Origin of the sequence: Serratia sp. CY37869, assembly GCF_052168895.1 — a bacterium.
GTDB classification, from domain to species: domain Bacteria; phylum Pseudomonadota; class Gammaproteobacteria; order Enterobacterales; family Enterobacteriaceae; genus Serratia; species Serratia ureilytica.
Window position 1 is genome coordinate 2061367 of record NZ_JBJNLU010000001.1, and the last position, 25267, is coordinate 2086633.

Annotated in this window: 23 protein-coding genes, 2 tRNA genes, 4 other RNA genes and 1 pseudogene; 13 read left to right on the top strand and 17 right to left on the bottom strand. The window is 59.6% G+C overall.

Annotated features, from left to right (window positions below):
- Positions 1-8 precede the first annotated feature (8 nt).
- The 5 genes from ACJ8J1_RS10010 to ACJ8J1_RS10030 form a co-directional block, all read right to left on the bottom strand.
- Complete coding sequence (locus ACJ8J1_RS10010; protein WP_033642711.1) at positions 9-662, bottom strand: tellurite resistance TerB family protein; 654 nt, start codon at positions 660-662, stop codon at positions 9-11.
- A gap of 149 nt (positions 663-811) precedes the next feature.
- A complete protein-coding gene (locus ACJ8J1_RS10015) occupies positions 812-1390 on the bottom strand; it encodes a TorD/DmsD family molecular chaperone (protein ID WP_033642710.1) in 579 nt (192 codons plus the stop codon).
- A 42-nt stretch (positions 1391-1432) separates the two neighbouring features.
- A complete protein-coding gene (locus ACJ8J1_RS10020) occupies positions 1433-2170 on the bottom strand; it encodes a phosphatase (protein ID WP_033642709.1) in 738 nt (245 codons plus the stop codon).
- A 90-nt stretch (positions 2171-2260) separates the two neighbouring features.
- The gene (gene ghrA, locus ACJ8J1_RS10025) at positions 2261-3202 is read right to left on the bottom strand and encodes a glyoxylate/hydroxypyruvate reductase GhrA (protein ID WP_033642708.1); all 942 of its coding nucleotides are present in this window, start codon (positions 3200-3202) and stop codon (positions 2261-2263) included.
- Positions 3203-3329: 127 nt separating this feature from the next.
- Positions 3330-4796 carry a peptide MFS transporter gene (locus ACJ8J1_RS10030; protein WP_046686867.1) on the bottom strand — a complete coding sequence of 489 codons (1467 nt, stop codon included), beginning with the start codon at positions 4794-4796 and terminating at the stop codon, positions 3330-3332.
- 446 nt (positions 4797-5242) lie between these two features.
- Here ACJ8J1_RS10030 and ACJ8J1_RS10035 point away from each other — a divergent pair.
- The 6 genes from ACJ8J1_RS10035 (at position 5243) to ACJ8J1_RS10060 (ending at position 6614) form a co-directional block, all read left to right on the top strand.
- Positions 5243-5332: transfer RNA gene (locus tag ACJ8J1_RS10035), tRNA-Ser, on the top strand.
- Between the two features lie 44 nt (positions 5333-5376).
- Positions 5377-5497, top strand: a non-coding RNA gene (locus ACJ8J1_RS10040) — RtT sRNA.
- A 529-nt stretch (positions 5498-6026) separates the two neighbouring features.
- Positions 6027-6116: transfer RNA gene (locus ACJ8J1_RS10045), tRNA-Ser, on the top strand.
- Between the two features lie 46 nt (positions 6117-6162).
- Positions 6163-6282: non-coding RNA, RtT sRNA (locus ACJ8J1_RS10050), on the top strand.
- Between the two features lie 46 nt (positions 6283-6328).
- Positions 6329-6448: non-coding RNA, RtT sRNA (locus ACJ8J1_RS10055), on the top strand.
- Positions 6449-6494: 46 nt separating this feature from the next.
- Positions 6495-6614, top strand: a non-coding RNA gene (locus ACJ8J1_RS10060) — RtT sRNA.
- A gap of 223 nt (positions 6615-6837) precedes the next feature.
- Here ACJ8J1_RS10060 and ACJ8J1_RS10065 read toward each other — a convergent pair.
- Entirely contained in the window at positions 6838-7194 is a 357-nt protein-coding gene (locus ACJ8J1_RS10065) for a helix-turn-helix domain-containing protein (protein ID WP_033642706.1), read from the bottom strand.
- 297 nt (positions 7195-7491) lie between these two features.
- Here ACJ8J1_RS10065 and sdeA point away from each other — a divergent pair, with 297 nt between their 5' ends.
- Both sdeA and sdeB read left to right on the top strand, forming a co-directional pair.
- On the top strand, positions 7492-8679 hold the full coding sequence (sdeA, locus tag ACJ8J1_RS10070; protein WP_033642705.1) for a multidrug efflux RND transporter periplasmic adaptor subunit SdeA: 1188 nt from the start codon (positions 7492-7494) through the stop codon (positions 8677-8679).
- A gap of 24 nt (positions 8680-8703) precedes the next feature.
- Positions 8704-11847: a multidrug efflux RND transporter permease subunit SdeB gene (gene sdeB / locus ACJ8J1_RS10075; RefSeq protein ID WP_033642704.1), complete on the top strand. Its 3144-nt coding sequence runs from the start codon at positions 8704-8706 to the stop codon at positions 11845-11847.
- Between the two features lie 220 nt (positions 11848-12067).
- Here the strand turns inward: sdeB and ACJ8J1_RS10080 are convergent, their stop codons facing one another.
- From ACJ8J1_RS10080 to hinT, 7 genes are all read right to left on the bottom strand, one after another.
- A complete protein-coding gene (locus tag ACJ8J1_RS10080; protein ID WP_004928794.1) occupies positions 12068-13372 on the bottom strand; it encodes an NAD(P)/FAD-dependent oxidoreductase in 1305 nt (434 codons plus the stop codon).
- A gap of 332 nt (positions 13373-13704) precedes the next feature.
- Entirely contained in the window at positions 13705-14247 is a 543-nt protein-coding gene (gene ycfP / locus ACJ8J1_RS10085) for an alpha/beta hydrolase YcfP (RefSeq protein ID WP_015377468.1), read from the bottom strand.
- Positions 14248-14326: 79 nt separating this feature from the next.
- Positions 14327-15346: a beta-N-acetylhexosaminidase gene (gene nagZ, locus ACJ8J1_RS10090; protein WP_033642702.1), complete on the bottom strand. Its 1020-nt coding sequence runs from the start codon at positions 15344-15346 to the stop codon at positions 14327-14329.
- Between the two features lie 37 nt (positions 15347-15383).
- On the bottom strand, positions 15384-16250 hold the full coding sequence (thiK, locus tag ACJ8J1_RS10095) for a thiamine kinase (protein ID WP_033642701.1): 867 nt from the start codon (positions 16248-16250) through the stop codon (positions 15384-15386).
- Entirely contained in the window at positions 16231-16821 is a 591-nt protein-coding gene (gene lpoB / locus ACJ8J1_RS10100) for a penicillin-binding protein activator LpoB (RefSeq protein WP_025302429.1), read from the bottom strand. The genes thiK and lpoB overlap by 20 nt, the downstream gene beginning before the upstream one ends.
- 26 nt (positions 16822-16847) lie before the next feature.
- Positions 16848-17237, bottom strand: coding sequence for a YcfL family protein (locus ACJ8J1_RS10105; protein ID WP_025302428.1), 390 nt, complete (start codon positions 17235-17237; stop codon positions 16848-16850).
- Between the two features lie 11 nt (positions 17238-17248).
- Positions 17249-17599, bottom strand: coding sequence for a purine nucleoside phosphoramidase (hinT, locus tag ACJ8J1_RS10110; protein WP_004928776.1), 351 nt, complete (start codon positions 17597-17599; stop codon positions 17249-17251).
- 221 nt (positions 17600-17820) lie between these two features.
- Here hinT and ACJ8J1_RS10115 point away from each other — a divergent pair, with 221 nt between their 5' ends.
- The gene (locus ACJ8J1_RS10115; protein ID WP_033642700.1) at positions 17821-18726 is read left to right on the top strand and encodes a transporter substrate-binding domain-containing protein; all 906 of its coding nucleotides are present in this window, start codon (positions 17821-17823) and stop codon (positions 18724-18726) included.
- On the opposite strand, the gene ACJ8J1_RS10120 is transcribed toward ACJ8J1_RS10115, so the two are convergent.
- Positions 18723-19100, bottom strand: a complete 378-nt coding sequence (locus tag ACJ8J1_RS10120) for a winged helix-turn-helix transcriptional regulator (RefSeq protein ID WP_080273385.1) — start codon at positions 19098-19100, stop codon at positions 18723-18725. The genes ACJ8J1_RS10115 and ACJ8J1_RS10120 overlap by 4 nt on opposite strands.
- A 99-nt stretch (positions 19101-19199) precedes the next feature.
- Here ACJ8J1_RS10120 and ACJ8J1_RS10125 point away from each other — a divergent pair, with 99 nt between their 5' ends.
- The gene (locus ACJ8J1_RS10125) at positions 19200-19949 is read left to right on the top strand and encodes an SDR family oxidoreductase (RefSeq protein ID WP_033642698.1); all 750 of its coding nucleotides are present in this window, start codon (positions 19200-19202) and stop codon (positions 19947-19949) included.
- A 49-nt stretch (positions 19950-19998) separates the two neighbouring features.
- On the opposite strand, the gene ACJ8J1_RS10130 is transcribed toward ACJ8J1_RS10125, so the two are convergent.
- Positions 19999-20517 (bottom strand): YybH family protein, encoded by a 519-nt coding sequence (locus ACJ8J1_RS10130; protein WP_033642697.1) that lies wholly within the window; start codon positions 20515-20517, stop codon positions 19999-20001.
- Positions 20518-20675: 158 nt separating this feature from the next.
- On the opposite strand from ACJ8J1_RS10130, the gene ACJ8J1_RS10135 reads away from it, so the two are divergent.
- A complete protein-coding gene (locus tag ACJ8J1_RS10135; RefSeq protein ID WP_033642696.1) occupies positions 20676-21581 on the top strand; it encodes a LysR family transcriptional regulator in 906 nt (301 codons plus the stop codon).
- Positions 21582-21590: 9 nt separating this feature from the next.
- Here the strand turns inward: ACJ8J1_RS10135 and ACJ8J1_RS10140 are convergent, their stop codons facing one another.
- Positions 21591-22895 (bottom strand): Nramp family divalent metal transporter, encoded by a 1305-nt coding sequence (locus ACJ8J1_RS10140; RefSeq protein ID WP_033642695.1) that lies wholly within the window; start codon positions 22893-22895, stop codon positions 21591-21593.
- Between the two features lie 230 nt (positions 22896-23125).
- On the opposite strand from ACJ8J1_RS10140, the gene mntR reads away from it, so the two are divergent.
- Together mntR and ACJ8J1_RS10150 are read left to right on the top strand one after the other, a co-directional pair.
- The gene (gene mntR / locus ACJ8J1_RS10145; protein WP_016928182.1) at positions 23126-23596 is read left to right on the top strand and encodes a manganese-binding transcriptional regulator MntR; all 471 of its coding nucleotides are present in this window, start codon (positions 23126-23128) and stop codon (positions 23594-23596) included.
- Between the two features lie 14 nt (positions 23597-23610).
- Positions 23611-23976: a DUF4180 domain-containing protein gene (locus tag ACJ8J1_RS10150; protein WP_033642694.1), complete on the top strand. Its 366-nt coding sequence runs from the start codon at positions 23611-23613 to the stop codon at positions 23974-23976.
- A 187-nt stretch (positions 23977-24163) separates the two neighbouring features.
- On the opposite strand, the pseudogene ACJ8J1_RS10155 reads toward ACJ8J1_RS10150, so the two are convergent.
- Positions 24164-25267 (bottom strand): annotated as a pseudogene (locus ACJ8J1_RS10155) (hypothetical protein); the annotation flags it as partial.

Sequence of the window (25267 nt, forward strand, 5' to 3'; positions counted from 1 at the left end):
AAGCGGCGCTATGCCAGCTCGCGCTTTTTCTCGTTGACGTCGCTCTCGATGCCCTGCTTGACGTCCGCCGGGATCTTCAGCGCCTGCGCCAGCGCATCAAGATAGCCGCGCTCCATAAAGTGATCGACGTCGATTACCAGGCAACTCAGGTAATAAACCTCCAGCGCCTCGTCTTCGTTTTGCACGCTGCGGGCGATTAACGCCGGGTTGAGCGGCTGGTCGAGCGCTTCCTGCACCCAGCCCTGCGCCTCTTCCCCCACCTGCAGTTGCGCCAGGCTGTGATCGATGGCGCGCTGCTCGTCGGCATCGATATGGCCGTCGCTCTTGGCGGCGAACACCAGCGCCTGCACCAAACGCTTGGCGCGCAGATCCACCGGCGTGGTTTGCAAACCGAACTGCGGTTCGTCCTGATGGGTCTCTTTCACCCGCTGCTTGTACTTGTTCCATAGCACCGCGCCCACCGCCGCGCTGCCGCCGATAATCAGCGCATTCTTGCCGAACTTACCCACCAGCTTGCGCGAAGATTTGTTGGCCAACAGCACGCCGACCAGGCCGCCCAGCGCCGTGGGCGCCAGCAGTTTGCCGATGCCTTCTGCCCCGCCCATCGCGCCGGCCTTCTGCCCGATCAACGTTTGAATCTGCTGCATCCAGTTACTTTTCATCATCTACCCCTTGCGTGAGAAAACGCGGCGCGCAGGCGCGGCCGAACCGACGGTAAACCGCCAGATTAGGGGATCTTTTGTCAATTTACGTCTGGGGGATGCAAACCTGTGTTTAGCGGGCCGGGCGGCCCGCCTGGATGGCTGCGACGTTACGCGTCTTCGTCGCCCGCTTCGTCGTCCTGCTCGTACTCGGCCAGCTCGTCGCGCATCGCCTGGAGGGCATCGCGGGTCATCAGCGCCAGCGTGCGGTAGAAACCGGTGGTGGCGTGCGCTTCCACTTTGCCGAGGAAGCGGCCGCACCACGGCAGCAGGAACTCGTCGAACAGCGCGATCTGCGCCTGCGCTTCATCTTCCTGCGACTGATCTTCCAGCCAGGACGCCGCCAGCAGCAGCTGGCCGAAATGGTCGGCCGGCGCCTCAGCCAGCGGCATGCCGCGCTGCTGCAGGAAGGCGCGCACTTCAGCCTCGCTTGCGCCTTCGACATAGTCGGAGCGGAACGGCGGCACGCTGCATTCGCTGCCGACGAACATCGCATTGAAGTCGGTCGCCAGTTGGTTGACGTCGCCGCCCTGCTGCAGGCGCTTGAGCAGGTCATCCTGCTCCAGCGGCCAGTGCTGCTGCAGCTTGCCCTCTTTAATCAGCGCGAACAGCGGCACCAACAGCGGATCCTGCGGCTGGCGGTAGAACAGCGTACCCAGCACGCGGCAGACAATCGAAAACTCATTCATGATAAAGCCTTATTCAATACGGAAAATTTTGCCGGGACGATGTCACAAATCGGCCAATTCCGCAATCGCCGGCTTGCCGCGCCGCTCGAGAAAATCCAGCAGCCGGCGCGGGCTGACGTTGAGAATGCGCTCCTGCGGGAAGCCCACCTCTTCGATAATGCGCTCGCAGTGCTCAAAGTTACCCAGCGAAAAGGCGACGTGCGAATCCGAACCCAGCGCCAGCCAGCCGCCGGCGTCGCGCACCGCGGCGGCGATCGCCCGACAGTTGGCCTCGCTGCCCTTGCGGGAGTGGGTGAACGACGAGTTATTCAGCTCCAGCGCCACCTCATATTTGGCCGCCGCCGCCGCGACGGCGGGAATGTCGATCGGATAACGCGGGTTGCCGGGGTGGCTGATGATATGCACGTCCCCCTGCGCCATCGCGGCGATCATCGCTTCAGTATTGGACGCTTTATCCTGCGGCGCAAACACCGGCTCATGGAAACCGGCGATGATCACGTCGGTGGCCGTCAGCATCGGGCCGGTGCAGTCGATATCGCCCTGCAGGTTTTTGATGTTGGCTTCGATACCGCGCAAAATGCCCACGCCGTTCACCCGGCGCGGCCAAACGTGCATGTTCATAAAGTGCCAGTAGTGCGGCGCATCGGCCATGTCCGGGCCGTGATCGGTGATGGCGAACAGCTGGATGCCCTTCTGCCGGGCTTCGGCGATGTAATCGTGCAGCGTGCTGTAAGCGTGCGTGCTGGCGACGGTGTGCATATGCAAATCAACGGGATACATTGTTTCTCCTTCCAGAGGGCCTGCCCGCAGCGGTGCGGGCGGGCGCGATGACGGTGTCAGCTTATCAGTTACCGAACGGCGGCTGAAGGATCAGTACCCCCGTTGCCTGTCGACCACGCCGGCAGGGGTATGCCCCGCCTCCAGCGCGCGAATGTTGGCGGCGATCTGATCCATCGCCTGCTGCGGCAACGTGATGGCAGCAATATGCGGGGTAATGGTGACACGCGGATGACGCCAGAACGGGTGATCCTGCGGCAGCGGCTCGCGGGCGAACACGTCCAGCGTGGCGGCGGCCAGTTGCCCCTGTTCCAACGCCGCCAGCAGATCGGCTTCCACCAGGTGCGCGCCGCGCGCGATGTTGATGAGGTAGGCGCCCGCGCTCAACTGTGCGAACAGCTCGCGGTTGAGGATGCCAACGGTCTCCGGCGTATTGGGCAGCAGGTTGATCAGCAGTTTGACGCCGTCGAGGAAGGCCGCGCGCTGATCCTCCCCGGCGAAGCTTTGCACGCCGTCAATCTGTTTGGCGCTGCGGCTCCAGCAGCGCACGCTAAAGCCAAACTCGGTCAGCTTACGCGCCACGCTCTGCCCCAGCACGCCGGCGCCGAGGATGCCGATGGGGAAATCATCCAGCGAGTGCGGATCGAGCGGCTGCCATTCCTGCCGCTGCTGCAACGCCTGATACTCGTCGAAACGGCGGAAATAGCGCAGCACATAGCTCAACGCATATTCCTGCATCTGCTGCGCCATGCCGGTATCCTCCAGCCGCAGCAGCGGCACGCCGGCGGGCAGCGTGCCGGGGTGTTTGCGCTCCTGATCGAGAATGGCGTCGACGCCGGCGCCGAGGGCGAACACCGCTTTCAGATCGCGGCGGTTGGCTAACATCTCGTGCGGCGGGCGCCATACCAGCGCGTAATCCGCCGGCCGCTCGTCGCCGCGCTGCCATTCGCGGATCTCGGCCTGCGGCAGACGTTGCTTGATGCCGGTCAGCCATTCCTGGGCGTTAAATAAGGGATGGTAATAGATGATGTTCATACTGCGGGCTCCCGTTTGTTTTTATTGGTTTTCCTTCAGCCTTCCGCGATTCATCGCCGGATGCAAGCGTTAAAGCCCAAAATAAAAACAGCCCCGACCAGTGGGGCTGTTGTGCATGTGCGCAAAATCAGGCGGCAGACGCGCCGTCGCGCCGGATAAGACGCCGCAACAGCGGAATTAAAATCAGCATCGCCACGCCGACGCCCGTCGCCCCCCAACCCAGCGCGCTGAAGATTTCACTGTAGCCGGGATTGGTTTGCAGCGGCGTGCTGCCGCTATTTTCCGGCATCAGGCCGGATACGTAGCCCGCCAACACCGAAGCGACGCCGGTCACCATCATCCAGCAGCCCATCATCACGCCCTGATAGCGCGGCGGCGCCAGCTTGCCGATCATCGCGTAACCGATCGGCGAGATCATCAATTCACCGACGCTTTGCAGCACATAGCTGATGACGATCCATTTAAACGCCACCAGCCCGTCGCCGCCCGCCATGCTGATGCCCAGCGGCAATACCAGCATGCCGAGCCCGATGCAAAACAGCGATCCGGAGAACTGCAGCGGAATGTCGATGTTGCAGCCGCGAGCGCGCAGGCGGTTGAACCACCAGGCCAGCAGCGGGCCGCCCACCACGATCACCAGCGTGTTGATGTTCTGGATCCACTGCGGCGCCACCTGAATGCCGTAAACGTTCAGATTGATGTTGTGCTCGGAGAATAGCATCAGCCCCATCGGCGCCAGCTGATACAGCGCCCAGAACACCAGCGACCCCAGCGCCAGGATCAGATAGGCCGCCATTCTGCGGCGCTCATCGCGCGGATGGTGGCGCAGCGTCACGACGCACAGCATCAGGAAGATCAGCGCGCCGAGCACGATCACGAAATGGCCGCTGAACTCGGCATGGGTCAGCATCACGCGGATAATCGGCACCAGCGCCACCAGCACCGCCAACCCGACCAGCATGCGCCAGCGGTATTGGCTGCGGCTGGCGTCGTGGAGCGGCGTATTGAGATCGGCCAGAATGCGCCAGCGACAGACGGCGACGATGATCGCCGCCGCGTTGCCCAGCGTGGCGAACAGGAACAGCGCGCGATAATTTTCCGTCAGTTGGAAATACCCGGCCACGGTAAAGCCAACGAAGAACCCGAGGTTCATGCCGGCGTAATTCCACAGGAACGCCGATTCGCGCCGATCATCGTCCGGTTTGAAACGCTGGGTGAGCATCATATTGATGCAGGTCACGTTGAGACCGCTGCCGGTCAGGAACATCGCCAGCCCCCAGTACAACCCCCACACGCCCGCGACGGCAATCAGCGCGCAGCCGAACACCTGCAGCACCATACCGAGCACGAACAGGTTGCGGTTGCTGAGGAAACGGCCGCCGAGATAGCCGCCGAACATGTGCAGGCCATAGTTGAAGGCGCCGAACACGCCCATCATGGCATTGGCGCTGCTTTCGTTGAAACCCAATCGCTTGGTGGCGTACAGCACCAGCGTGGAATAGAGCACGGCGAAACCCAGCGTGGCGAAGATCTGGATGAAGAACAGCGCCCCCGCGCCGGGGGGAATGGCATGGCGCGCTTGCGGCGCCGGCATGGCATCTGAAGGAGTCAAAACGAACCTCTACTGCATTATTATGTAATGAGTCTGTCCCTGTCTGCGGTATCGCCGGCCTGTCACCCGGCAATCTGCGCGGCGACGTGATGTTCCTTGCCAAAAACGCCGCGCCGACATGATTCCATTTAGCGACACATCTGACTAATAATCCAGTATTAATGCATATAACAGCAAACAACCCAACCTCAATGGCGAGATATTGAGCTATCTGTACAGAAAAAAGTCAAACAATCGGCTTTCACGCATTTTGCTCGCTGCCGCCCTGTCCGCCGGCGGCCGAGAGTCAGGATATCGTTCGGTAAATCAGCAAATTGCTGCAAGTTTGGCTAAACAGTCATGAGAATGAAATAAGAGGGTTGACGCTGAGATCAGATTCTCCTACATTAGCGCCCGTCGACAGCGCAAGGCGTTATCGGCAACAAAACGGTGAGGTGTCTGAGTGGCTGAAGGAGCACGCCTGGAAAGTGTGTATACGCGAAAGTGTATCGAGGGTTCGAACCCCTCTCTCACCGCCAAATTCAAAGAGAAAGCCTGGATTCGCGTCCAGGCTTTTTTTTTGCATGGTGCACCGCCGAGAGGGGTGAGAAGCCTCGACAGGGTTCGACAAAACGCCCGCGTTTTGGACCGCCAACGGCGGCCCGTAGGGTGAGCGCAGCGAATCAAGCCCTCTCTCACCGCCAAATTTAAAAAGAAAGCCTGGATTCGCGTCCAGGCTTTTTTTTTTGCATGGTGCACCGCCGAGAGGGGCGAGAAGCCTCGACAGGGTTCGACAAAACGCCTGCGTTTTGGACCGCCAACGGCGGCCCGCAGGGTGAGCGCAGCGAATCAAGCCCTCTCTCACCGCCAAATTTAAAAAGAAAGCCTGGATTCGCGTCCAGGCTTTTTTTTGCATGGTGCACCGCCGAGAGGGGTGAGAAGCCTCGACAGGGTTCGACAAAACGCCTGCGTTTTGGACCGCCAACGGCGGCCCGCCGCGAACGCCTCCCGCCTTACGCTGCCGAGGTTCCCCTTTTTCTCGGTTCTCCTCGAACCGTCTCTCTGATTTTCTCGCCCTTTCATGACTTCTGACGTGTAGTTCGCCGCAGTTTTCAACAAAGTGAACACGGCTTGAGCGGACAAGCAAAAACACAGAAATTATTCTTGACCGGATCGGCCCCACTCCCTATAGTAGCGCCCCGTTGCAGCGATGATTTCGCAACAAAAAAATATGGTGAGGTGTCCGAGTGGCTGAAGGAGCACGCCTGGAAAGTGTGTATACGCGAAAGTGTATCGAGGGTTCGAATCCCTCCCTCACCGCCATATTCTACGAAGAAGCCTGAACTCGCGTTCAGGCTTTTTTGTATGCATAGCGCACCGACCGGGAGGGTGAGAACCCTCGACAGGGTTCGACAAAACGCCCGCGTTTTGGACCGCCAACGGCGGCCCGCAGGGTGAGCGCAGCGAATCTATCCCTCCCTCACCGCCATATTCTACGAAGAAGCCTGAACTCGCGTTCAGGCTTTTTTGTTTGCATAGCGCATCGACCGGGAGGGTGAGAATCCTCGACAGGGTTCGACAAAACGCTCGCGTTTTGGACCGCCAACGGCGGCCCGCAGGGTGAGCGTAGCGAATCAATCCCTCCCTCACCGCCATATTCTACGAAGAAGCCTGAACTCGCGTTCAGGCTTTTTTGTATGCATAGCGCATCGAGCGGGAGGGTGAGAATCCTCGACAGGGTTCGACAAAACGCCCGCGTTTTGGACCGCCAACGGCGGCCCGCAGGGTGAGCGCAGCGAATCAATCCCTCCCTCACCGCCATACTCTACGAAGAAGCCTGAACTCGCGTTCAGGCTTTTTTGTTTGCATCGCGTACCGACCGGGAGGGAGGGTGAGAATCCTCGACAGGGTTCGACAAAACGCCCGCGTTTTGGACGGTCAACGTGGGCCACAGGGTGAACGCAGCGAATCAATCCCTCCCTTACCGCCATACAAAAAAGCCCGAACGCAAATTCAGGCTTTTTTATTCCCACTGCCAAACCGCTCAGTGGTGCGTGCATCTCACCGCCGTCGGCTGCGCCAGGGCGCGGCGCCAGTCCCCCGGCGTTTGGCCGAACTGGCGTTTGAAGCTGCGGTTGAACGACTGCTGTGAGTCGAAGCCGAGCGAGATCGCCACGCTGACGATCGGTTCGCCGCTGTTGGCCAGGCGCTCCGCCGACACCTTCAGTTTTTGCATGCGGATATACTCCCCCAACGCATAGCCGGTCTGGCGCTTGAACATGCGCTGCAGATGCCATTTGGAGTAGCCCGCGCGGTCCGCTACGGTGTTGATATCCAGTTTTTCTTCCAGATTGTTGTCGATCCACGTCTTCAAATCGGTAATGAAACCCGTCGTGTTCATGCTGATGCTCCCATCATGTCGGCAGGGTCCCCCTCTGCCCAGTGCGCATACGTTGCAACAGTTTCGCTTTAAATGCAATTTTTATTATTGCATTTACCAGAAAGCCGCCTCTATACTCCACCCAATTAATGTAACCGATATTGATACATTAATGTGACACCAATATGTTTCAAAACCTAACGTTGCGCCATGACAAAGCGCGGCGCCCCTTCCGCCGAACGCCGGCATGAAGGGAAAAGCCCGGAAAACAGGGCTGGGTATGGGGCCAGACAGCGCTTACTTATCGGAATAAAAATAATGCCAAATCAACCAAACTCATCGTTCAACGCCGGCGGCCGCACGCGCGCCTTCGCTCTGGGCCAGCGGCTCTCCGGGGTGGCGCTGCTGGCCGCCCTGCTCGCCGGGTGTGACAACAGCGTCGCGCACAACGCCCCGCCACCGCCGCCGGTGGTCAGCGCCGCCAGCGTGGTGGTCAAACCGATCAGCCAGTGGGATGCGTTCAATGGCCGGGTCGAAGCAGTGCAAAGCGTACAGCTGCGCCCGCGGGTTTCCGGCTACATCGAGCGGGTCAACTACACCGAAGGCGACGAGGTGAAGAAAGGCCAGGTGCTGTTCATCATTGACGATCGCACCTACCGCGCCGCGCGCGAACAGGCGCAGGCGGAGCTGGTGCGGGCGCGCAATCAGGCAGCCCTCGCGCGCAGCGAATCTTCGCGAACCGAGAAACTGATCGGCACTCAGGCCATCTCGCAAGAGGTGTGGGAACAGCGCCGTTCGTCCGCCGCGCAGGCGCAAAGCAACGTGCTGGCGGCGCAGGCCCAGCTCGATATGGCGCAGCTTAATCTCGACTTTACCCGCGTCACCGCCCCGATCGACGGGCGCGCCAGCCGCGCGATGATCACCGCCGGCAACCTGGTCACCGCCGGCGACAGCGCCAGCGTGCTGACGACGCTGGTATCGCTCGATAAGGTTTACGTCTATTTCGACGTGGATGAGGCGACCTTCCTGCGCTATCAGCAGCAGGGCCGACACGACGCGCGCCTGCCGGTGAAGGTGGGCCTGGTGGGCGAAGACGGCACTCCGCATCAGGGGCTGGTGGACTTCACCGACAACCAGTTGAACGCCGGTACCGGCACCATCCGCATGCGCGCCCTGCTCGACAACCGCGATCGCCGCTTCACGCCGGGGCTGTTCGCCCGCGTGCAGATGCCCGGCAGCGCCGAGTTCAACGCCATGCTGATCGACGACAAAGCGGTGATGACCGATCAGAACCGCAAGTTCGTTTACATCGTCGATAAAGACGGCAAGGCGCAGCGCCGCGACATCGACGTGGGCCGGATGGCCGAAGGATTGCGCATTGTGCAAAAAGGCCTGGTGAACGGCGATCGGGTGATCGTCGACGGCATGCAGAAAGTGTTTATGCCGGGCATGCCGGTCGACGCGAAAAGCGTCGCCATGACCACCACCGCCTCCGCCCTTAACTAAGCTCCCAGCAGAGAATTCTGACCCATGGACTTTTCCCGTTTTTTCATCGACCGGCCGATCTTCGCCGCGGTGCTGTCGATACTGATTTTTGTCGCCGGGGTGATCGCCATTCCGCTGCTGCCGATCAGCGAGTACCCGGACGTGGTGCCGCCCAGCGTGCAGGTGCGCGCCGAATACCCGGGCGCCAACCCGAAAGAGATTGCTGAAACGGTGGCGACGCCGCTGGAAGAAGCGATCAACGGTGTCGAAAACATGATGTACATGAAATCGGTCGCCGGCTCCGACGGCGTGCTGGTGACCACCGTCACCTTCCGCCCGGGCACCGATCCCGATCAGGCGCAGGTACAGGTGCAAAACCGCGTGGCGCAGGCCGAAGCGCGCCTGCCGGAAGATGTGCGCCGCCAGGGCATCACTACCCAGAAACAGTCTCCGGCGCTGACGCTGGTGGTGCATCTGGTATCGCCTTCCGGCAAGTACGACTCGCTGTACCTGCGCAACTACGCCACCCTGAAGGTCAAGGATGAACTGGCCCGCCTGCCGGGCGTCGGCCAGGTGCAGATCTTCGGCGCCGGCGAATACGCAATGCGCATCTGGCTCGATCCGAACAAGGTCGCCGCGCGCGGGCTGACCGCCTCCGACGTGGTGAGCGCCATGCAGGAGCAGAACGTGCAGGTCTCCGCCGGCCAGCTCGGCGCGGAGCCGATGCCGACGCGCAGCGACTATCTGCTGTCGATCAACGCCCAGGGCCGCCTGCAAACCGAAGAAGAGTTCGGCAACATCATTCTCAAGAGCGGCGATAACGGCGAGATCGTGCGGCTGCGCGACGTGGCGCGCATCGAAATGGGTTCCGGCAGCTACGCGCTGCGCGCCCAGCTCAATAACAAGGATGCGGTCGGCATCGGCATCTTCCAGTCGCCGGGCGCCAACGCCATCGAGCTGTCGGATGCGGTGCGCGGCAAGATGGCCGAGCTGGCGACCCGCTTCCCGGACGGCATGAGCTGGAAATCGCCGTACGATCCGACGGTGTTCGTGCGCGATTCAATCCGCGCGGTGGTGGATACCCTGCTGGAAGCGGTGATCCTGGTGGTGCTGGTGGTCATTCTGTTCCTGCAGACCTGGCGCGCCTCGATCATTCCGCTGTTGGCGGTACCGATCTCCGTGGTCGGCACCTTCGCCGCGCTGTATCTGCTCGGCTTCTCGCTCAACACCCTCAGCCTGTTCGGGCTGGTGCTGGCGATCGGCATCGTGGTGGATGACGCCATCGTGGTGGTGGAGAACGTCGAGCGCAACATCGAAGAGGGGCTGTCGCCGCTGGCGGCGGCCCACCAGGCGATGCGCGAGGTCTCCGGCCCGATCATCGCCATCGCCGTGGTGCTGTGCGCGGTGTTTGTGCCGATGGCGTTCCTCTCCGGCGTTACCGGCCAGTTCTACAAACAGTTCGCCGTCACCATCGCCATCTCGACGGTGATCTCCGCCATCAACTCGCTGACCCTGTCGCCGGCGTTGGCGGCGCGCTTGCTGAAGCCGCACGGCGCGCCGAAAGATCTGCCGTCGCGCCTGATCGACCGGCTGTTCGGCTGGCTGTTCCGGCCGTTCAACCGCTTCTTCGCCAGCGGCTCGCAGCGTTATCAGCACGGGGTATCCCGCGTGCTGGGCCGACGCGGCGCAGTGTTCGTCGTCTACCTGCTGCTGCTGGTCGCCGCCGGGGCGATGTTCAAGACCGTGCCCGGCGGCTTTATCCCGACGCAGGACAAGCTGTATCTGATTGGCGGCGTTAAGATGCCGGAAGGCGCCTCGCTGGAGCGCACCGATGCGGTGATCCGCAAGATGAGCGCCATCGGCCTGAGCGTGGACGGCGTCACCGATGCGGTGGCCTTCCCCGGCCTGAACGCGCTGCAGTTCACCAATACGCCGAATACCGGCACGGTATTCTTCGCGCTGGAGTCATTGAGCACCCGTACCCGCACCGCGGCGCAGATCAACGCCGAGATTAACGCGCGCATTTCGCAGATCCAGGAAGGTTTCGCCTTCTCGATCATGCCGCCGCCGATCCTCGGCATCGGCCAGGGTTCCGGCTATTCGCTGTACGTGCAGGATCGCGGCGGGCTGGGTTACGGCGCGCTGCAGACCGCGATCAACACGATGTCCGGCGCCATTATGCAAACGCCGGGCATGGGGTTCCCGATCTCCTCTTATCAGGCCAACGTGCCGCAGCTGGACGCCAAAATCGATCGCGACAAGGCCAAAGCTCAGGGGGTGCCGCTCAATGCGCTGTTCAGCACGCTGCAGACTTACCTCGGTTCGTCTTACATCAACGACTTTAACCGTTACGGCCGCACCTGGAAGGTGATGGCGCAGGCCGACGGCCAGTTCCGCGACAGCGTGGAAGACATCGCCAACCTGCGTACCCGCAACGACAAAGGCGAAATGGTGCCGATCGGCAGTATGGTCAGCATCGGCACGACCTACGGCCCGGATCCGGTGATCCGCTACAACGGTTTCCCGGCGGCGGACCTGATCGGCGACGCCGATCCGCGCGTCCTCTCCTCTACCCAGGCGATGAGCGCACTGACGCAAATGGCCGACAAGCTGTTGCCGAACGGCATGAACATCCAGTGGACCGATCTGAGCTACCAGCAATCGACCCAGGGCAACGCCGCGCTGGTGGTGTTCCCGGTCGCGGTGCTGCTGGCGTTCCTCGCGCTGGCGGCGCTGTATGAAAGCTGGACGCTGCCGCTGGCGGTGATCCTGATCGTGCCGATGACCATGCTGTCGGCGCTGTTCGGCGTATGGTTGACCGGCGGCGACAACAACGTGTTCGTGCAGGTCGGGTTGGTCGTTCTGATGGGGCTGGCCTGCAAGAACGCTATTCTGATCGTCGAGTTCGCCCGCGAGCTGGAAATGCAGGGCAAAGGCATCGTCGAGGCAGCGCTGGAAGCCTGTCGCCTGCGGTTGCGACCGATCGTGATGACCTCCATCGCCTTCATCGCCGGCACCATCCCGCTGATCCTCGGCCACGGCGCCGGCGCCGAAGTGCGCGGCGTCACCGGCATCACGGTGTTCTCCGGCATGCTGGGGGTCACGCTGTTCGGGCTGTTCCTGACGCCGGTGTTCTACGTCACCCTGCGTCGCCTGGTGGCACGCAAAACGCAGACGCAGACGGCGTAATCCTCGTCTTAACATGCAAAAAGGTCGGGCATTGCCCGACCTTTCTTTATGCATCAGAACTCGCGATTATTTATCGGCGGTTTAGGAGGAATCTTAAGAATTTTACCCATGTCGGCGACAGCTTATGCTGAAGAATCAAGCAACCGCCGCCGTTAGCCTCGCGCCGCCATAAAAAAACCCGCGCGGGCGAACCGGCGCGGGTTGATCGACAACGGCGGGATCAGTGCATCTTCAGGCGCGGGCGGATCACCCGGTTAATGCCGCCCACCAGCATCATCAGGCCGGTTTTGATGTAGCCGTGCAGCGCCACCTGGTGCATGCGGTACAGCGAGATATAGACGAAACGCGCAATGCGCCCTTCCACCATCATCGAGCCGCGCATCAGGTTGCCCATCAGGCTGCCGACGGTGCTGAAGCGCGACAACGACACCAGCGAACCGTGGTCTTTGTACACGTAAGGCTTCAGCGTCTGACCGTTCATCAGCGCCAGGATATTGGTGGCGCAGCGTGAGGCCATCTGGTGCGCCGACTGGGCGCGTGGCGGCACGAAACCGCCGCCCTCTTTCGGGCAAGAGGCGCAGTCGCCGATGGCGAAGATGTTCGGATCGCGCGTGGTCTGCAGCGTCGGCTCCACCACCAACTGGTTGATGCGGTTGGTTTCCAGGCCGCCGATGTCCTTCATAAAGTCCGGCGCTTTGATGCCTGCCGCCCATACCATCAGATCGGCGTCGATGAACTCGCCGCCCTTGGTATTCAGGCCTTTGGCGTCCGCGCTGGTCACCATGGTGTTGGTCAGCACGCGCACGCCCAACTTGATCAGCTCCTGGTGCGCCGCAGCGGAAATGCGCGGCGGCAGCGCCGGCAGAATGCGCTCGCCGGCTTCGACCAGCGTCACGTTGAGCGCGCTGTTGTCCAGGCCTTCAAAACCGTAGCTGTGCAGCTGCTTCACCGCGTTGTGCAGTTCGGCGGACAGTTCAACGCCGGTGGCGCCGCCGCCGACGATGGCGATGTTGACCCGCTCTTTTTGCCCCGGCTGCGCCGAGAACTTCAGGAACAGGTTAAGCATTTCGTTGTGGAAACGACGTGCCTGATGCGGGTTATCCAGGAAGATGCAGTGCTCTTTCACGCCCGGCGTACCGAAATCGTTTGAGGTGCTGCCCAGCGCCATCACCAGGATGTCGTACGGCAGTTCACGCGCCGGCACCAGCTCGCCGCCCTGCTCGTCGCAGATCTGCGCCAGCTGCAGCGTTTGCGTCTCGCGGTTGATGTTGGTCAACGACCCCAGCTGGAAACTGAAATGGTGATTGCGCGCGTGCGCCAGGTAGCTGAGCGCATCCACGCCGTCATCGAGGGAGCCGGTCGCCACTTCGTGCAACAGCGGTTTCCACAAATGGCTGTGGTTGCGATCCACCAGCGTGATCTCGGCTTTGTTCTTACGGCCAAGTTTATGGCCCAGGCTGGTCGCCAGCTCCAGACCACCGGCGCCGCCGCCGACAATAACGATTTTCTTCTTTGGCGTTGTCAAAATAACCCCCTAAATGTGAACCATTTGTTATCCCAGGGTAAATAAATAATATCCTTAGAATACATAGGGTTCGCGTAAAATAAATCGGCTCTCTGCAGCCAGAATAGCATGTGAGGTTATTTGGTCATACCAAAATTGACGTACATCAATTTTTTTTGGTTAAAGGCTGGACGAGGGCATTTTTTGGGGATTGCGATTCAAATAGTTAGCGCTGAGTCACAGTTTTAAATTTTGCCGATTGCCACGCAAAATCTGGCTTTGGCGCACAAAAAAGCCGCACTTTCCGTCGGTGAAAAACGGGGAGCGCGGCTCGCGGCAGCGTTATGAAACTGTTAACCCAGCGCCTTGAACGCCTTGAGCCGCTGCAGATGCGGCGAGATGTTTTTGAACTTGTGCGTCTGCTGTTCATCCCACACGATCTCGTAGTAGTGATGCAGCAATTCGGCGCTGCGCCGGTTATCCAGCACCTCGTCGTGGCGCGACAGCACCACCAGACAGCGATCGCGGTTTTTCTCGCGGAAATCCTCCACGCACTTGGTGGCGATATCGCGATACTCTTCCGGCCGGTCTATCTTGCCGTGCATGTGCTCTTCCGGGTACAGGTTGGGATTGAACATCGCCTGGCGAATGCCGCACAGGAAGCCGATGCGCTCCGCCCAGAAGCCGCCAAGGCCGACCCCGCAGATCAACGGGTGCGCATCGCCGCCCTGCTGCACCGCCTTGTCCACCTCTTTCAACAGATGCTGCATGTCGTGACGCGGGTGTAGCGTGCTGTAGCTGATAAAGCGCACATCCGGATCGATAAACTGCAGCTGTAACACCTTTTCATGATTGCCGGGGCTGGTGGAATCGAAGCCGTGCAAATAGATAATCATGTGGATCCTCGCAACAAGCCAAGGGCCGCGGGCGCGGCCCTCATCATTTCCGCTCTGCGCCGCGATGCGGCGCCTGGATTCACCCTTGCGAACGCTGCTTGTGCTCCTCCCAGCGTTCGCTCAGCGCGCTGAGCGCCTTGTGCGCCTGCTGCCAGCGCTCGGAGTCGCGCAGTTCCTGACGGGTGAACTGACCGCGATGATATAACCGCTTCACCTTCTCTGCTTTGACCGGGGACAGGTTATCCAACACGCTGATCGCGCCTTCGCGGTGGTTGCACACCAGGATCATGTCGCAACCGGCATCCAGCGCCGCCTGGCCGCGTTCGGCATAGCTGCCCATGATGGCGGCGCCTTCCATCGACAGATCGTCGGAGAAAATCACGCCGTCGAAGCCCAGTTCCTGACGCAGGATCTGCTGCAGCCAGTACGGCGAGCCGCTGGCCGGACGCGGGTCCGCTTCAGTATAGATGACGTGAGCCGGCATGACGGCGTCCAGCAATTGACGATTGATCAGCTCGCGGAAGATCGCCATGTCATGCTCGCGGATCTGCGCCAGCGGCCGCGGATCGCGCGGGGTTTCCTTGTGCGAATCGGCGCTGACGGCGCCGTGCCCCGGGAAGTGCTTACCGGTGGTTTTCATGCCGGCGCTGTGCATGCCGAGGATAAAGCGCTCCGCCATCGCCAACGCCTGCTGCGGATCGCTGTGGAACGAACGCTCGCCGATCGCCGCGCTGGCATGGCCGATGTCCAGCACCGGCGCAAAGCTGATGTCGATATCCTGCGCGATCATCTCCGCCGCCATCAGCCAGCCGGCCTCCTGCGCCAGGCGGCCACCTTCTTGCGCATCGTTCAAGGCGGCGAACGATTGCGCCGCCGGCAAGCGGGTGAAGCCTTCGCGGAAGCGCTGCACGCGCCCGCCCTCCTGATCCACGGCCACCACCAGCCGATCGTGCGAAGCGGCGCGGATCTGGCGCACCAGCTCACGCAGCTGCTCCGCATCGTGGAAATTGCGGGTAAACAGGATCAATCCGCCAACCAGCGGGTGTTTCAGAATCTCGCGTTCTTCTGCATCCAGCTCGTAGCCGGCGACATCTAGCATTACTGGGCCCACGGGCACCTCACTTCATATTGTTCGTTCAGAATTCGGATGATGATAAACAGAATTGCCGGCGCAGCGCCGCGCCCCAGCGCAAAAATTCAACGTCGCCGCTCTGCTGCCAGCGCACTTCAAACCACAGCAGCATCAGATAATCCACCCACGGCAGCCAGCGCTGCACCTGCGCCTGCAGCCGGGCGACGTCGTGATAGCCCTGACGCGCGTAGTGCTGCAAAAAGCGCTGCTGCGGCTCAGCCGCCCAGCCGTTGCCGCGAAACAGCGCGGCGATATCCAACGCCACATCGCCGTCGGCGGCATACTCCCAGTCGATCAGCCGCAGCCCCTCGCCAGTCGCGAGCAAATTGCCCGGGTGGATGTCCATGTGCAGCGGCGCCAGGCGTAATGGCCGCGGCGGCGCGCAGCGTAAGAAATGACGCTGCCAACGCAGCCAGACGGGGGTTAAACGCCGCGTATCCAGCTGCTGCCAGTAGCGGAGGAACTGCCGCCGCAGATCCAGCCGGTAACCGCTGAGCGGCCGCCGATGCAGCGTCGTCGCCATCGCCGCCAGCTCGCCGCGTTGATTCAGCATGTCAAACTCAGCTTCTGTGACGATGTCACCTTCGAGCCATTCGAGGACAAGCCACTGATTATTCTGCGCGAAAACCCGTGGCCCGAGCCCCGACGCGCAGCGACGCAAGACCTGCGCTTCCCGCCGTCTGCTCACGCCCAGCGCGCGTTTCTCCGCGCTGTTTTGCCGCGCCAGCAGCGTAATGCCCGATCCGTCGATGCGCCAGCTCTCGCCGGTCAGCCCCTGCACCGGGCTGAAATGACAACCGGCGGTATTCACCGCCGGCAGTCTGGTTTCCATCAATTGTCGCAGCGCGGCCTCAGCGTTTAACGGCGCCATTGCCCGACCAGACGATCTCGCCGGTTTGCACCAGCATCAGCTGCATATCCAACGCCGGCGACTTCACGTCGCCGCTGACGTCGCTGTACAACACGTACTGCGCGCCGACGATGCGCGCCAGGCCAATCGCCTTGCTGCGCGAGCCGAAGCTGTCATCCGCCGACAGGCCCAGCGTTTGTCTGGCGCTCGTCAGCTTCGCTTCCGGCACCACGCTGAAGGTGGAGTTCGATGCCAGCGCCTTATACAGCGCCGCGGTGGCTTTGCCCATCTGCAGCGAGCCGTTGGTGTTGTTCTTGACGCTGTCCAGCAGCAGCACGCTGCCGGCCGTGACGCCATCGGCCTTCAGCATCTGATTCACCAGCGGCTGAACGCTGCCCAGCCAGTCGAGCTGCTGGATTTTCGGCGGCTGCGGCACCGGCTCGGTGGTTGGCGGCTGCGGCTGCTCGACCGGCGGCGTCGGCTGTTCCGGTTCGACGGTGACCGGCGGCAACGGCTGATCCGGCTCAGGCGGGCGCGACAGACAGCCGCTCAGGGTGAATGCGGCCAGCGCCACTAAGACGTACTTTTTCATGCTTTTTCTCCAAACCTGGCAAGCGCTTACAGGTACAGATACAGACGCGCGCTTTTAGCTTCCAGATTACCGTTAATCGAGTAGATTTTGGCGTCCGAGTTAGGCGCCACGACGATCTCACGCGGTTTCTCGAAGGGGCGAATATCCAGCCCCTGCGCGTCGTACCAATAGAAACGATAATGCACGGTGACCGGCGTCGGTTGGCTGTTATTGAGCACCGAAGTCGCCATCACCCGCCCGGAAGCGTTCGAGACAGAGGGCGTATCGGCAAAAATGCCGGCGGTCAGCACCGAAGGATCCATCACCACCGTTTGCCCCCGGTTAACCGCGATGCCGGATGGCGAACTGCACCCCATCAGCAACGCGGCGGGCAGCGCCAACGCCATCAGACAACGCAGAGTTTTTTTACCGCGCATGATTTCCTCGCTTAACGTGACAGCAGCGGCCCCAGCGAGCGGCCACCGACCAGGTGCATATGAATATGATAGACCTCCTGACCGGCGTGGCGGTTGCAGTTGACGATCAGGCGGTAGCCGTCCTCGGCGATGCCTTCCTGTTCGGCGATTTTCGCCGCGGCGGTGATCATGCGGCCCAATGCGGCCTCATGCTCCACGGTCACGTCGTTGACGGTTGGGATCAGCACGTTGGGAACGATCAGCACATGGGTAGGCGCCTGGGGGGAGATGTCACGGAAAGCGGTGACCAGTTCATCCTGGTAAACCACATCAGCAGGGATTTCGCGGCGGATAATTTTACTGAAAATCGTTTCTTCGGCCATCTGGCGTTCCTTGTTTTACACAATTAGCTGTACGCAGTATGAGTGACAAATTCTACTGCTTTCAACCTGATTGCGCACTTTCCACGTCGAGTGCTGCAGATTCGCGCAGGCCGTCGCCCCGCTTGTGCATCTTTTCACTTTGGTTATTCACTATTGTTGCTTTACTTGCCCCGCACCGCCGCCAATAGTAACCCCATGATTAATAAAGGATAGAGGGCACTATGCCACTGAAGATTGCGGCGCTGTGCGCGCTGTTGCTGAGCGCTGCCGTGCAGGCGGCCACGACGGGCGGTATCGATCTGCAGGCTAACCGAGAGCCGATACACACAGAGAAAAATCCCGCCGCTATCGCGCTGATCCCGGCGAACTTTCACTTCGCGGTGCCCGGCAAGCTGACGGTGGCGGTAGCATTCGAGAACTCCCCGCCGCTGGCGCTGTTCGCCGAAGACAATAAAACGCTGATCGGCAGCGATCCGGACATCGCCCGCCTGGTGGCCGACAGCCTCGGGCTGGAGCTGAATCTGGTGCCCACCTCCTGGGAAGATTGGCCCTTGGGCATCAGCGCGGGCAAATACGATGCGGCGATCTTCAATATCGCCGTCACCAAACAGCGTAAAACCAAATTCGACTTCGCCACTTACCGGGTGGACACGCTGGGCTTTTACGTCAAATCCACCAGCCACATCACCGCGATCAATCGCCCGCAGGACGTGGCAGGGCTGCGGATCATCGTCGGATCCGGCACCAATCAGGAAAACATTCTGCTGGGATGGGATAAGCAGAATCGCGCCGCCGGGCTGCCGCCGGTACAGCCGATCTACGTGACCGACGACGCCGCCACCAACCTCAGCATTCAGTCCGGGCGCGCCGATGCGTTCTTCGGCCCCCACTCCACCGGCGCCTACAAGGCGGCGCTGACCGGCAAAACCAAAATGGTCGGCATCGGCCCCAACGTGGCCTACGTCGCGGTCACCACCAAAAAAGGCAACGGGTTGGTGAACGCCGTCAACGCCGCGATCAATGGCGCGATCGTCAGCGGCGAATACGCGCAGGTGCTGGAACGCTGGGGCGAAGGCGACGAAAAGGTCGAGCGTTCAACCATCAACCCGCCGGGCATCGGCGACTAACCACCGATCAGCTGCGGGGCATGCCGACGCATCCACTCGGCCAACGAGTCCAGCGTCGGCCGCAGCGATTTGCCCAGCGCAGTGACCTGATACTCCACCCGCGGCGGCACTTCGGGATACACCTGCCGCGTCACCAGACCGCGTTGTTCGAACAGCCGCAGCTGGCGCGTCAGCTCTTTTTGCGCGATGGGCGCCACCGCCCGCTGCAGCTCGCTGAATCGCACCGGGCCATCGATTATGATCAGCCGGTACAGGATGGGTATCGCCCATTTGCCCGACACCAGATTGACGAAGTCCACCATCGGGCAGGGTTCGCCCGCCGTCGGCAGCGCCGACAAATTATTTTCCGCCGTTAAGGGCGCTTGCGTCGTCATTTCATCCCTCCTCGTCCTTTAGTATCCAAAAGGTGCCTACTATGCAAAAGGAACTATAGCGCAAATAATGCCGCAACAGACGCTAAAGAGGAATCGGTTATGTCACGACTGCAAGGCAAATACGCATTGATTACCGGCGGCACCAGCGGCATCGGGCTGGAAACCGCCCGCCAATTCATCGCCGAGGGCGCAACGGTGGCGATCACCGGCCGCAGCCAACGCGCCTTGGACGCGGCGGGCCAGGCATTGGCAGGCAACGCGCTGCTGCTGCTGAGCGACGCCGGCGACATCCCACAGCAGCGCGCGCTGGCGCAGCAGTTGGAGCAACGGTGGCCGCGGCTGGACGTGCTGTACGTTAACGCCGGCGACGTCACGCATCGCCCGCTGCAGGAGTGGGATGAGCAGAGCTACCAGCGGCTGATGGACATCAACCTGAAGGGGCCGTTCTTTCTGATCCAGGCGCTGCTGCCGCTGCTGGCCAACCCTTCTTCAGTGATCCTGTGCGGTTCGGTCAGCGCCCATATCGGCCTGCCGCAGAGCAGCGCCTACGCCGCCAGCAAAGCCGGTTTGTTGTCTTTGGCCAGAACGCTCTCCGGCGAGCTGCACGCGCGCGGCATTCGCGTCAACGGCCTCAGCCCCGGCCCGACCGAAACCCCGGCGCTGGGAAAACTGGGGCTGGCGGAAGCGGATGAGCGGGCCTTGCGCGACGATATCCGCGCGCTGGTGCCGATCGGCCGCATGGGCAGCGCGTTGGAGCTGGCCAAAGCGGCGGTGTTTCTGGCGGCGGATGAGTCGGCCTTTATGGTCGGCTCGGAGCTGCAGATGGACGGCGGCGTGGGGAATCTTTAGCCGTCGCGCGACACAATAAGGCCGCTTGCGCGGCCTTTGTCAGTGTCACTCAACTCACCCCTTGAATCGGGTTGGTATTAAAGGTGTAGACCACGATCTTCCACTGGCCCTGCTGTTTCTCCAATACAAATACTTCACGGTTTAAATCGATCAAGGTGGCTCCGTCGCTTATTCGGGTTACCGTCGCGCCGCGATGATGGTGCGTGCGCACATAGGCCATATTCCCGTTCACACTGATGCTGTCATAAGCAAACTCGGTTTCAAATTTCTCGTTTTTAAATAAATTGTCATATTGTTGTCGGCGTTTTTCATTGCTGTCCGCCGTCGGTTTTTCGTTCCATTGCGAGTAACTTTCCGGGGCAAAAAGTGACAAAATTGTTTGCGTATCGCCGGCGTTAAGCGCTGTCTGGTAGCGGTTTATCAGGTTATACACCGCCTTCTGCTCGGCCGCGACGCCCGCCTCAGCGGAAACCCTGTAACTTTGCGATGCGGCCTCGCTGCTTGCGGCATAACTTTGGCCACACAAGCCCACGCCCGCCAATAACAATACGACAGTTAATTTTTTCATATAAATATCCTCTCAGGCGTTATTTCATTATGGCAATACAGGATGCGATTTCAGATAAATAAAAACGCTGGAAATAAATTATCCAATGCCGCGTTAAATTGACAGCCGGCATATTTAAAAATACTCTTTTAATAATTTAAATAATGGAAGCCGTTAACATGAATGAACTGCACGCGCTGCGCGTATTCTGCCAGGTGGTGGAAATGGAGGGGTTCAGCCAGGCGGCAACCAAAATGGGGCTCTCCCCGGCCAGCGTCACATACAGCATCAATCAGCTTGAAAAACAGTTCGGGCAACGCCTGTTCAAGCGTTCAACCCGGCGCTTCTCGCTGACCAGCGCCGGGGAGCGTTGCTATCACACCGCGCAAGAAATTCTGCAGCAGTTTGACCGGCTGAAAAACGACATGTCGTGCGATTTTGAACAACCACGAGGACCGCTGCGGGTCGAGATAGCCTCGATGCTCAGCAGCATGCATATCGCCCCGGCGCTCCCGGCTTTTTTGGCGCAATACCCAGAGTTGCAGCTCAGCGTGTCGGTCAGCGATCGCTTGGTCAATCCGGCGGAAGATCGCGCCGACGTGTTTATTCGCATCGGCGCCGGCAATATCCCCGAGATGGTCAGCCGCCCATTGCTGCAACCCCGTTATCTGTGCTGTGCGTCTCCCGATTATTTTGCGCGCCACGGCCGGCCGGAACACCCGGAGCAGTTGCAACGCCATCAGCGGCTGGGATTTATCCGTTCAGGCGCGGCGGCGGCGGACGACTGGCAGTTCATTCGTGGTGACGAGCGCTACCGTCTGGCGCCCAGCCCGCTGTTGAGCTTCAACCATTCACAATCGCTGTGTGAGGTGGCCAGGAACCATCTCGGCCTGGTTTACTTGCTGGACTGCACGCTGGAAAACTATCTGAAGGCGGGCGAACTGGAACCGATACTGCAGGAGTGGGCGCCCCCTGGGGCGCCGATCAATATTCTCTATCCGCGCCTACGGGATCGCAGCCATAAAATTCGGGTTTTCGTCGACTTCATCAGCGAACTGTTCGCCGGTAAATCCGCCGGGCACTGATCGCGCAGCTCATCCCAACCCGGGGATATCGACGCCAAAAGTCTGCAGCAGCAACACCACGTTGAGCAGCACAATCACCACCGTGCCGACCACCGCCGCCAGGCTGGTCCAGCGACCGTTGGCGAACTCGCCCATGATGTCGCGGCGACGGGTGAACATTACCAGCGCAATCATCGGCGCCGGCAGCGCCAGGCTCAGCACCACCTGGCTGTAGACCAGCGCGTCGGTGGCGTTGACGCCCATCGCCACCACGATGAACGCCGGCACCATGGTGACCAGACGGCGCACCCACACCGGGATACGGAAACCGACGAACCCCTGCATGATCATTTGTCCGGCCATGGTACCCACCACCGAGCTGGAAATGCCGGAGGCGATCAGCGAAGCCAGGAAGATGCCGGCCGCCGCCGCGCCGAACAGCGGCGTCAGCGTATGGTAGGCGGTGCCGATTTCGGCCACGTCGCTGTTACCGGCGTGGAAGGCGCTCGAGGCCATGATCACCATCGCAATATTCACCAGCCCGGCCAGCGCCAGCGCGATCACCACTTCAATATTGGAAAAACGCAGCAGCTTGCGCCGCTCGCCGTTGTCGCTGGCCGGGCTGCGGTGCTGGGTCAGCCCCGAATGCAAGAAAATGGCGTGCGGCATCACGGTGGCGCCGATAATGCCGACGGCGATGGTCAGCGCTTGGGCATCCGGCAACTGCGGCGTCACCATACCGATGCCGGCCGCCTGCCAATCCACCGGCACGATGAACATTTCCACCAGGTAGCACAGCGCGATGATGCCCACCAGGCCGCCGATCATCAGCTCAACCGGACGAAAACCTTTTTTCTCCACCATCAGCAGCGCATAGGTGATCACCGCCGTCACCCCCATGCCCGCCAGCAGCGGCATGTGGAACAGCAGCGCCAGCGCGATCGCCCCGCCGAGAAACTCCGCCAGATCGGTGGCCATCGCCGCCACTTCGCTGAGTAGCCACATGCCGATCACCACCGGCCGTGAAAACTGGTCGCGGCACATCTCCGCCAGATTGCGGTTGGTGACGATGCCCAGTTTGGCCGACAGCGCCTGGAACAGCATGGCGATCAGGTTGGCCATCACCACCACCCACAGCAGGCTATAGCCGTATTTCGCCCCGGCCTGGATGTTGGTGGCGAAGTTACCGGGGTCCATATAGGCGATCGAGGCAATCACCGCCGGGCCGGCGAACAGCAGCGGCGTAAAGGCGCCGCGCTTGCGCCCGGCAAGGGCGGCGCCAATCGCGATGTTGGTCCGTTCGGTTAACGATGAGGGGGTTGCCGCGTCTCGCATGAAGTACCCTTAATCTTTTACTGGTTATTTTTCCACCGATCATGCTGACAATGTAGCATCGGCTACACTTTATGCAACAGGCGAAATTAATGGGCTTTGTGTAGAGATATTTCTAACTACCACAATGCATGGCATCGAATTGATAATGTGTGCTATTTGGACTAACTTAGGGCAACCCTCCCGCTATTGCCGGGAGACGCCTTTTTTATTCTTACAGGACGCCCTACGCTATGGTTACCCGCGCGCCAGATAACGCCGACCGCCACGCCCAGACCGACATGCCGGACGAGGCCGAGCACGCCCTGCGTTTTAGCCGCGCCCGCGAAGCGCAGTCCAATGCGCTGATCGAAGATTACGTTGAGCTGATCGCCGATTTGCTGCAAAGCACCCGCGAAGCCAGAACCACCGATATCGCGCGCCGCTTCGGCGTCTCTCACCCGACGGCGATCAAAAATATCGCACGGCTCAAAAGCGCCGGGCTGGTGGAGTCGCGCCCTTATCGCGGGGTGTTTTTAACCGAGGAAGGCGAACAGCTGGCGCAGAAGGTGCGCCGCCGTCACCGCATCGTGGTCGATCTGCTGATGTGCCTCGGGGTGCCGAGCGAAACCGCCGAGCTGGACAGCGAAGGGATTGAACACCATATCTCGGACGAAACGCTGGCGGTGTTCGAGCATTACCTGCAAAAACATGCCAAACCCTGACTCCCGGAGCACCGATGAGCTACGCCGTGCAGCAAATCCATGATCTGCGCCTGGTGGTTTTCGCCGAAGCCGGGCCGATGTTGAAAGACGAAAACGACGTCAGCCTGTTTATCGCGCCCGCCTTTGAACACGAGGCCGGGATGATTGCCCTCCCCGTCAACCGCCTGGACGCCACCTTTTTCCAGCTCAGAAGCGGCATTGCCGGCGCCGTATTGCAGAAATTCATCAACTACCACCTGCGCGTGGCGCTGCTAGGCGATATCACCCCCTGGCTGGCGAAAAGCAACGCGCTGCAAGATTTCGTGCGCGAAGCCAACCGAGGCGAACAGGTCTGGTTCCTTCCTTCTCTCGCCGAACTCGAACAGCGCCTTAGCGCCTGACGACAGGCAACAAAAAAGGGAGGCTTTCGCCGCCATTTCGAGGGTAAGAAAAACAATCAGTTACAGGATTATCAGTGAGTTAGATACCTGTAACTGCGTGCTTAAAATGGGTGTAGCGTGGGCGTTTGGGTCAATTTGTGGATCAACAATTATTAGGCTAACTATAAGGAGCGCTTACGAAACCCACTCAGAACCCCATCTCTCTCAATATGGTGGACACCACCATTTTGCTCTTTATTTTTTTTGTGTATTCGTTATCTATAAGATCTCTAATTTCCGCCAAGGTAGAAAGATAGTAATTGTAATAGACATCAACGATTTTTTCATCGTAGTTAGGGATAAGGTGTTTATAATCAGCTAGCGCTGCCCACGCCATATTTTTATGTATTGAATTTTCTTCATAATCTACCAAATTAACCTTATTCTCTCCTCCATTAGCGAAGAAATCAACAATGATATTTCTACAGTGCATATGCAAATACCTAGCTACTTTCCCATCGCCTGAATCATTATTTTTCAACCCCAATAACTCACATACATCATTCAATTGAATAATATAGTTATAGAACTCACTCTTACCACTCTTTAGCATCGTAAATGATTGAATGCTACCTATACGATTAGGACTATCATCTATAGTTGCTCCAACCATCCACTCATCAATGACTTCACTAACGTTACCTTTCGTGAGGGGAGCTAAGTCATCACCAACCAATATCCCGTGCAAGCACAAAAAAGGTAGCATAAAGTGCTTGTAAAATCCCATAGGATCTACAAACCTAACTAATGACAGAAAATTAGCGTTCCCTCCGTTTATATCAGAAGTTACATACGTTTTGAAAAATTTGTTTTTTTGTTCATCATTAAATAATGAAACGCATTTCGCAGAGAAATACTCCTGAATAGAACGATGTATGTACACATAATTATTATAACCGTCTTGTGTTATTAAATTGGTACCATCGACGATGTCACAACACACAGACTCTTCAGATGCATCTATTTGCTTTGCGTCACAAGCCTTTGAAAACAACCCATGCATAGACTCAAGTGTAAAATCACTTTTTGAATCCATAAAACTGAAAAAGCTGAAGAAGCCGAATAGTTCCTCGAGTTCCTTATTACCTAAAGAAGATTTCTTTTCTCGTTTATAATTCTTACTTAAATCATGCCTATACATCAATGCTGTAAATAGATGATCGTAGTAGTCACGTATTGAATTCGGCTCATCATCCAATGATAATGAAGTAACAATAAGTATATCAATTAAAATAGGAGTTTTACACTTGAG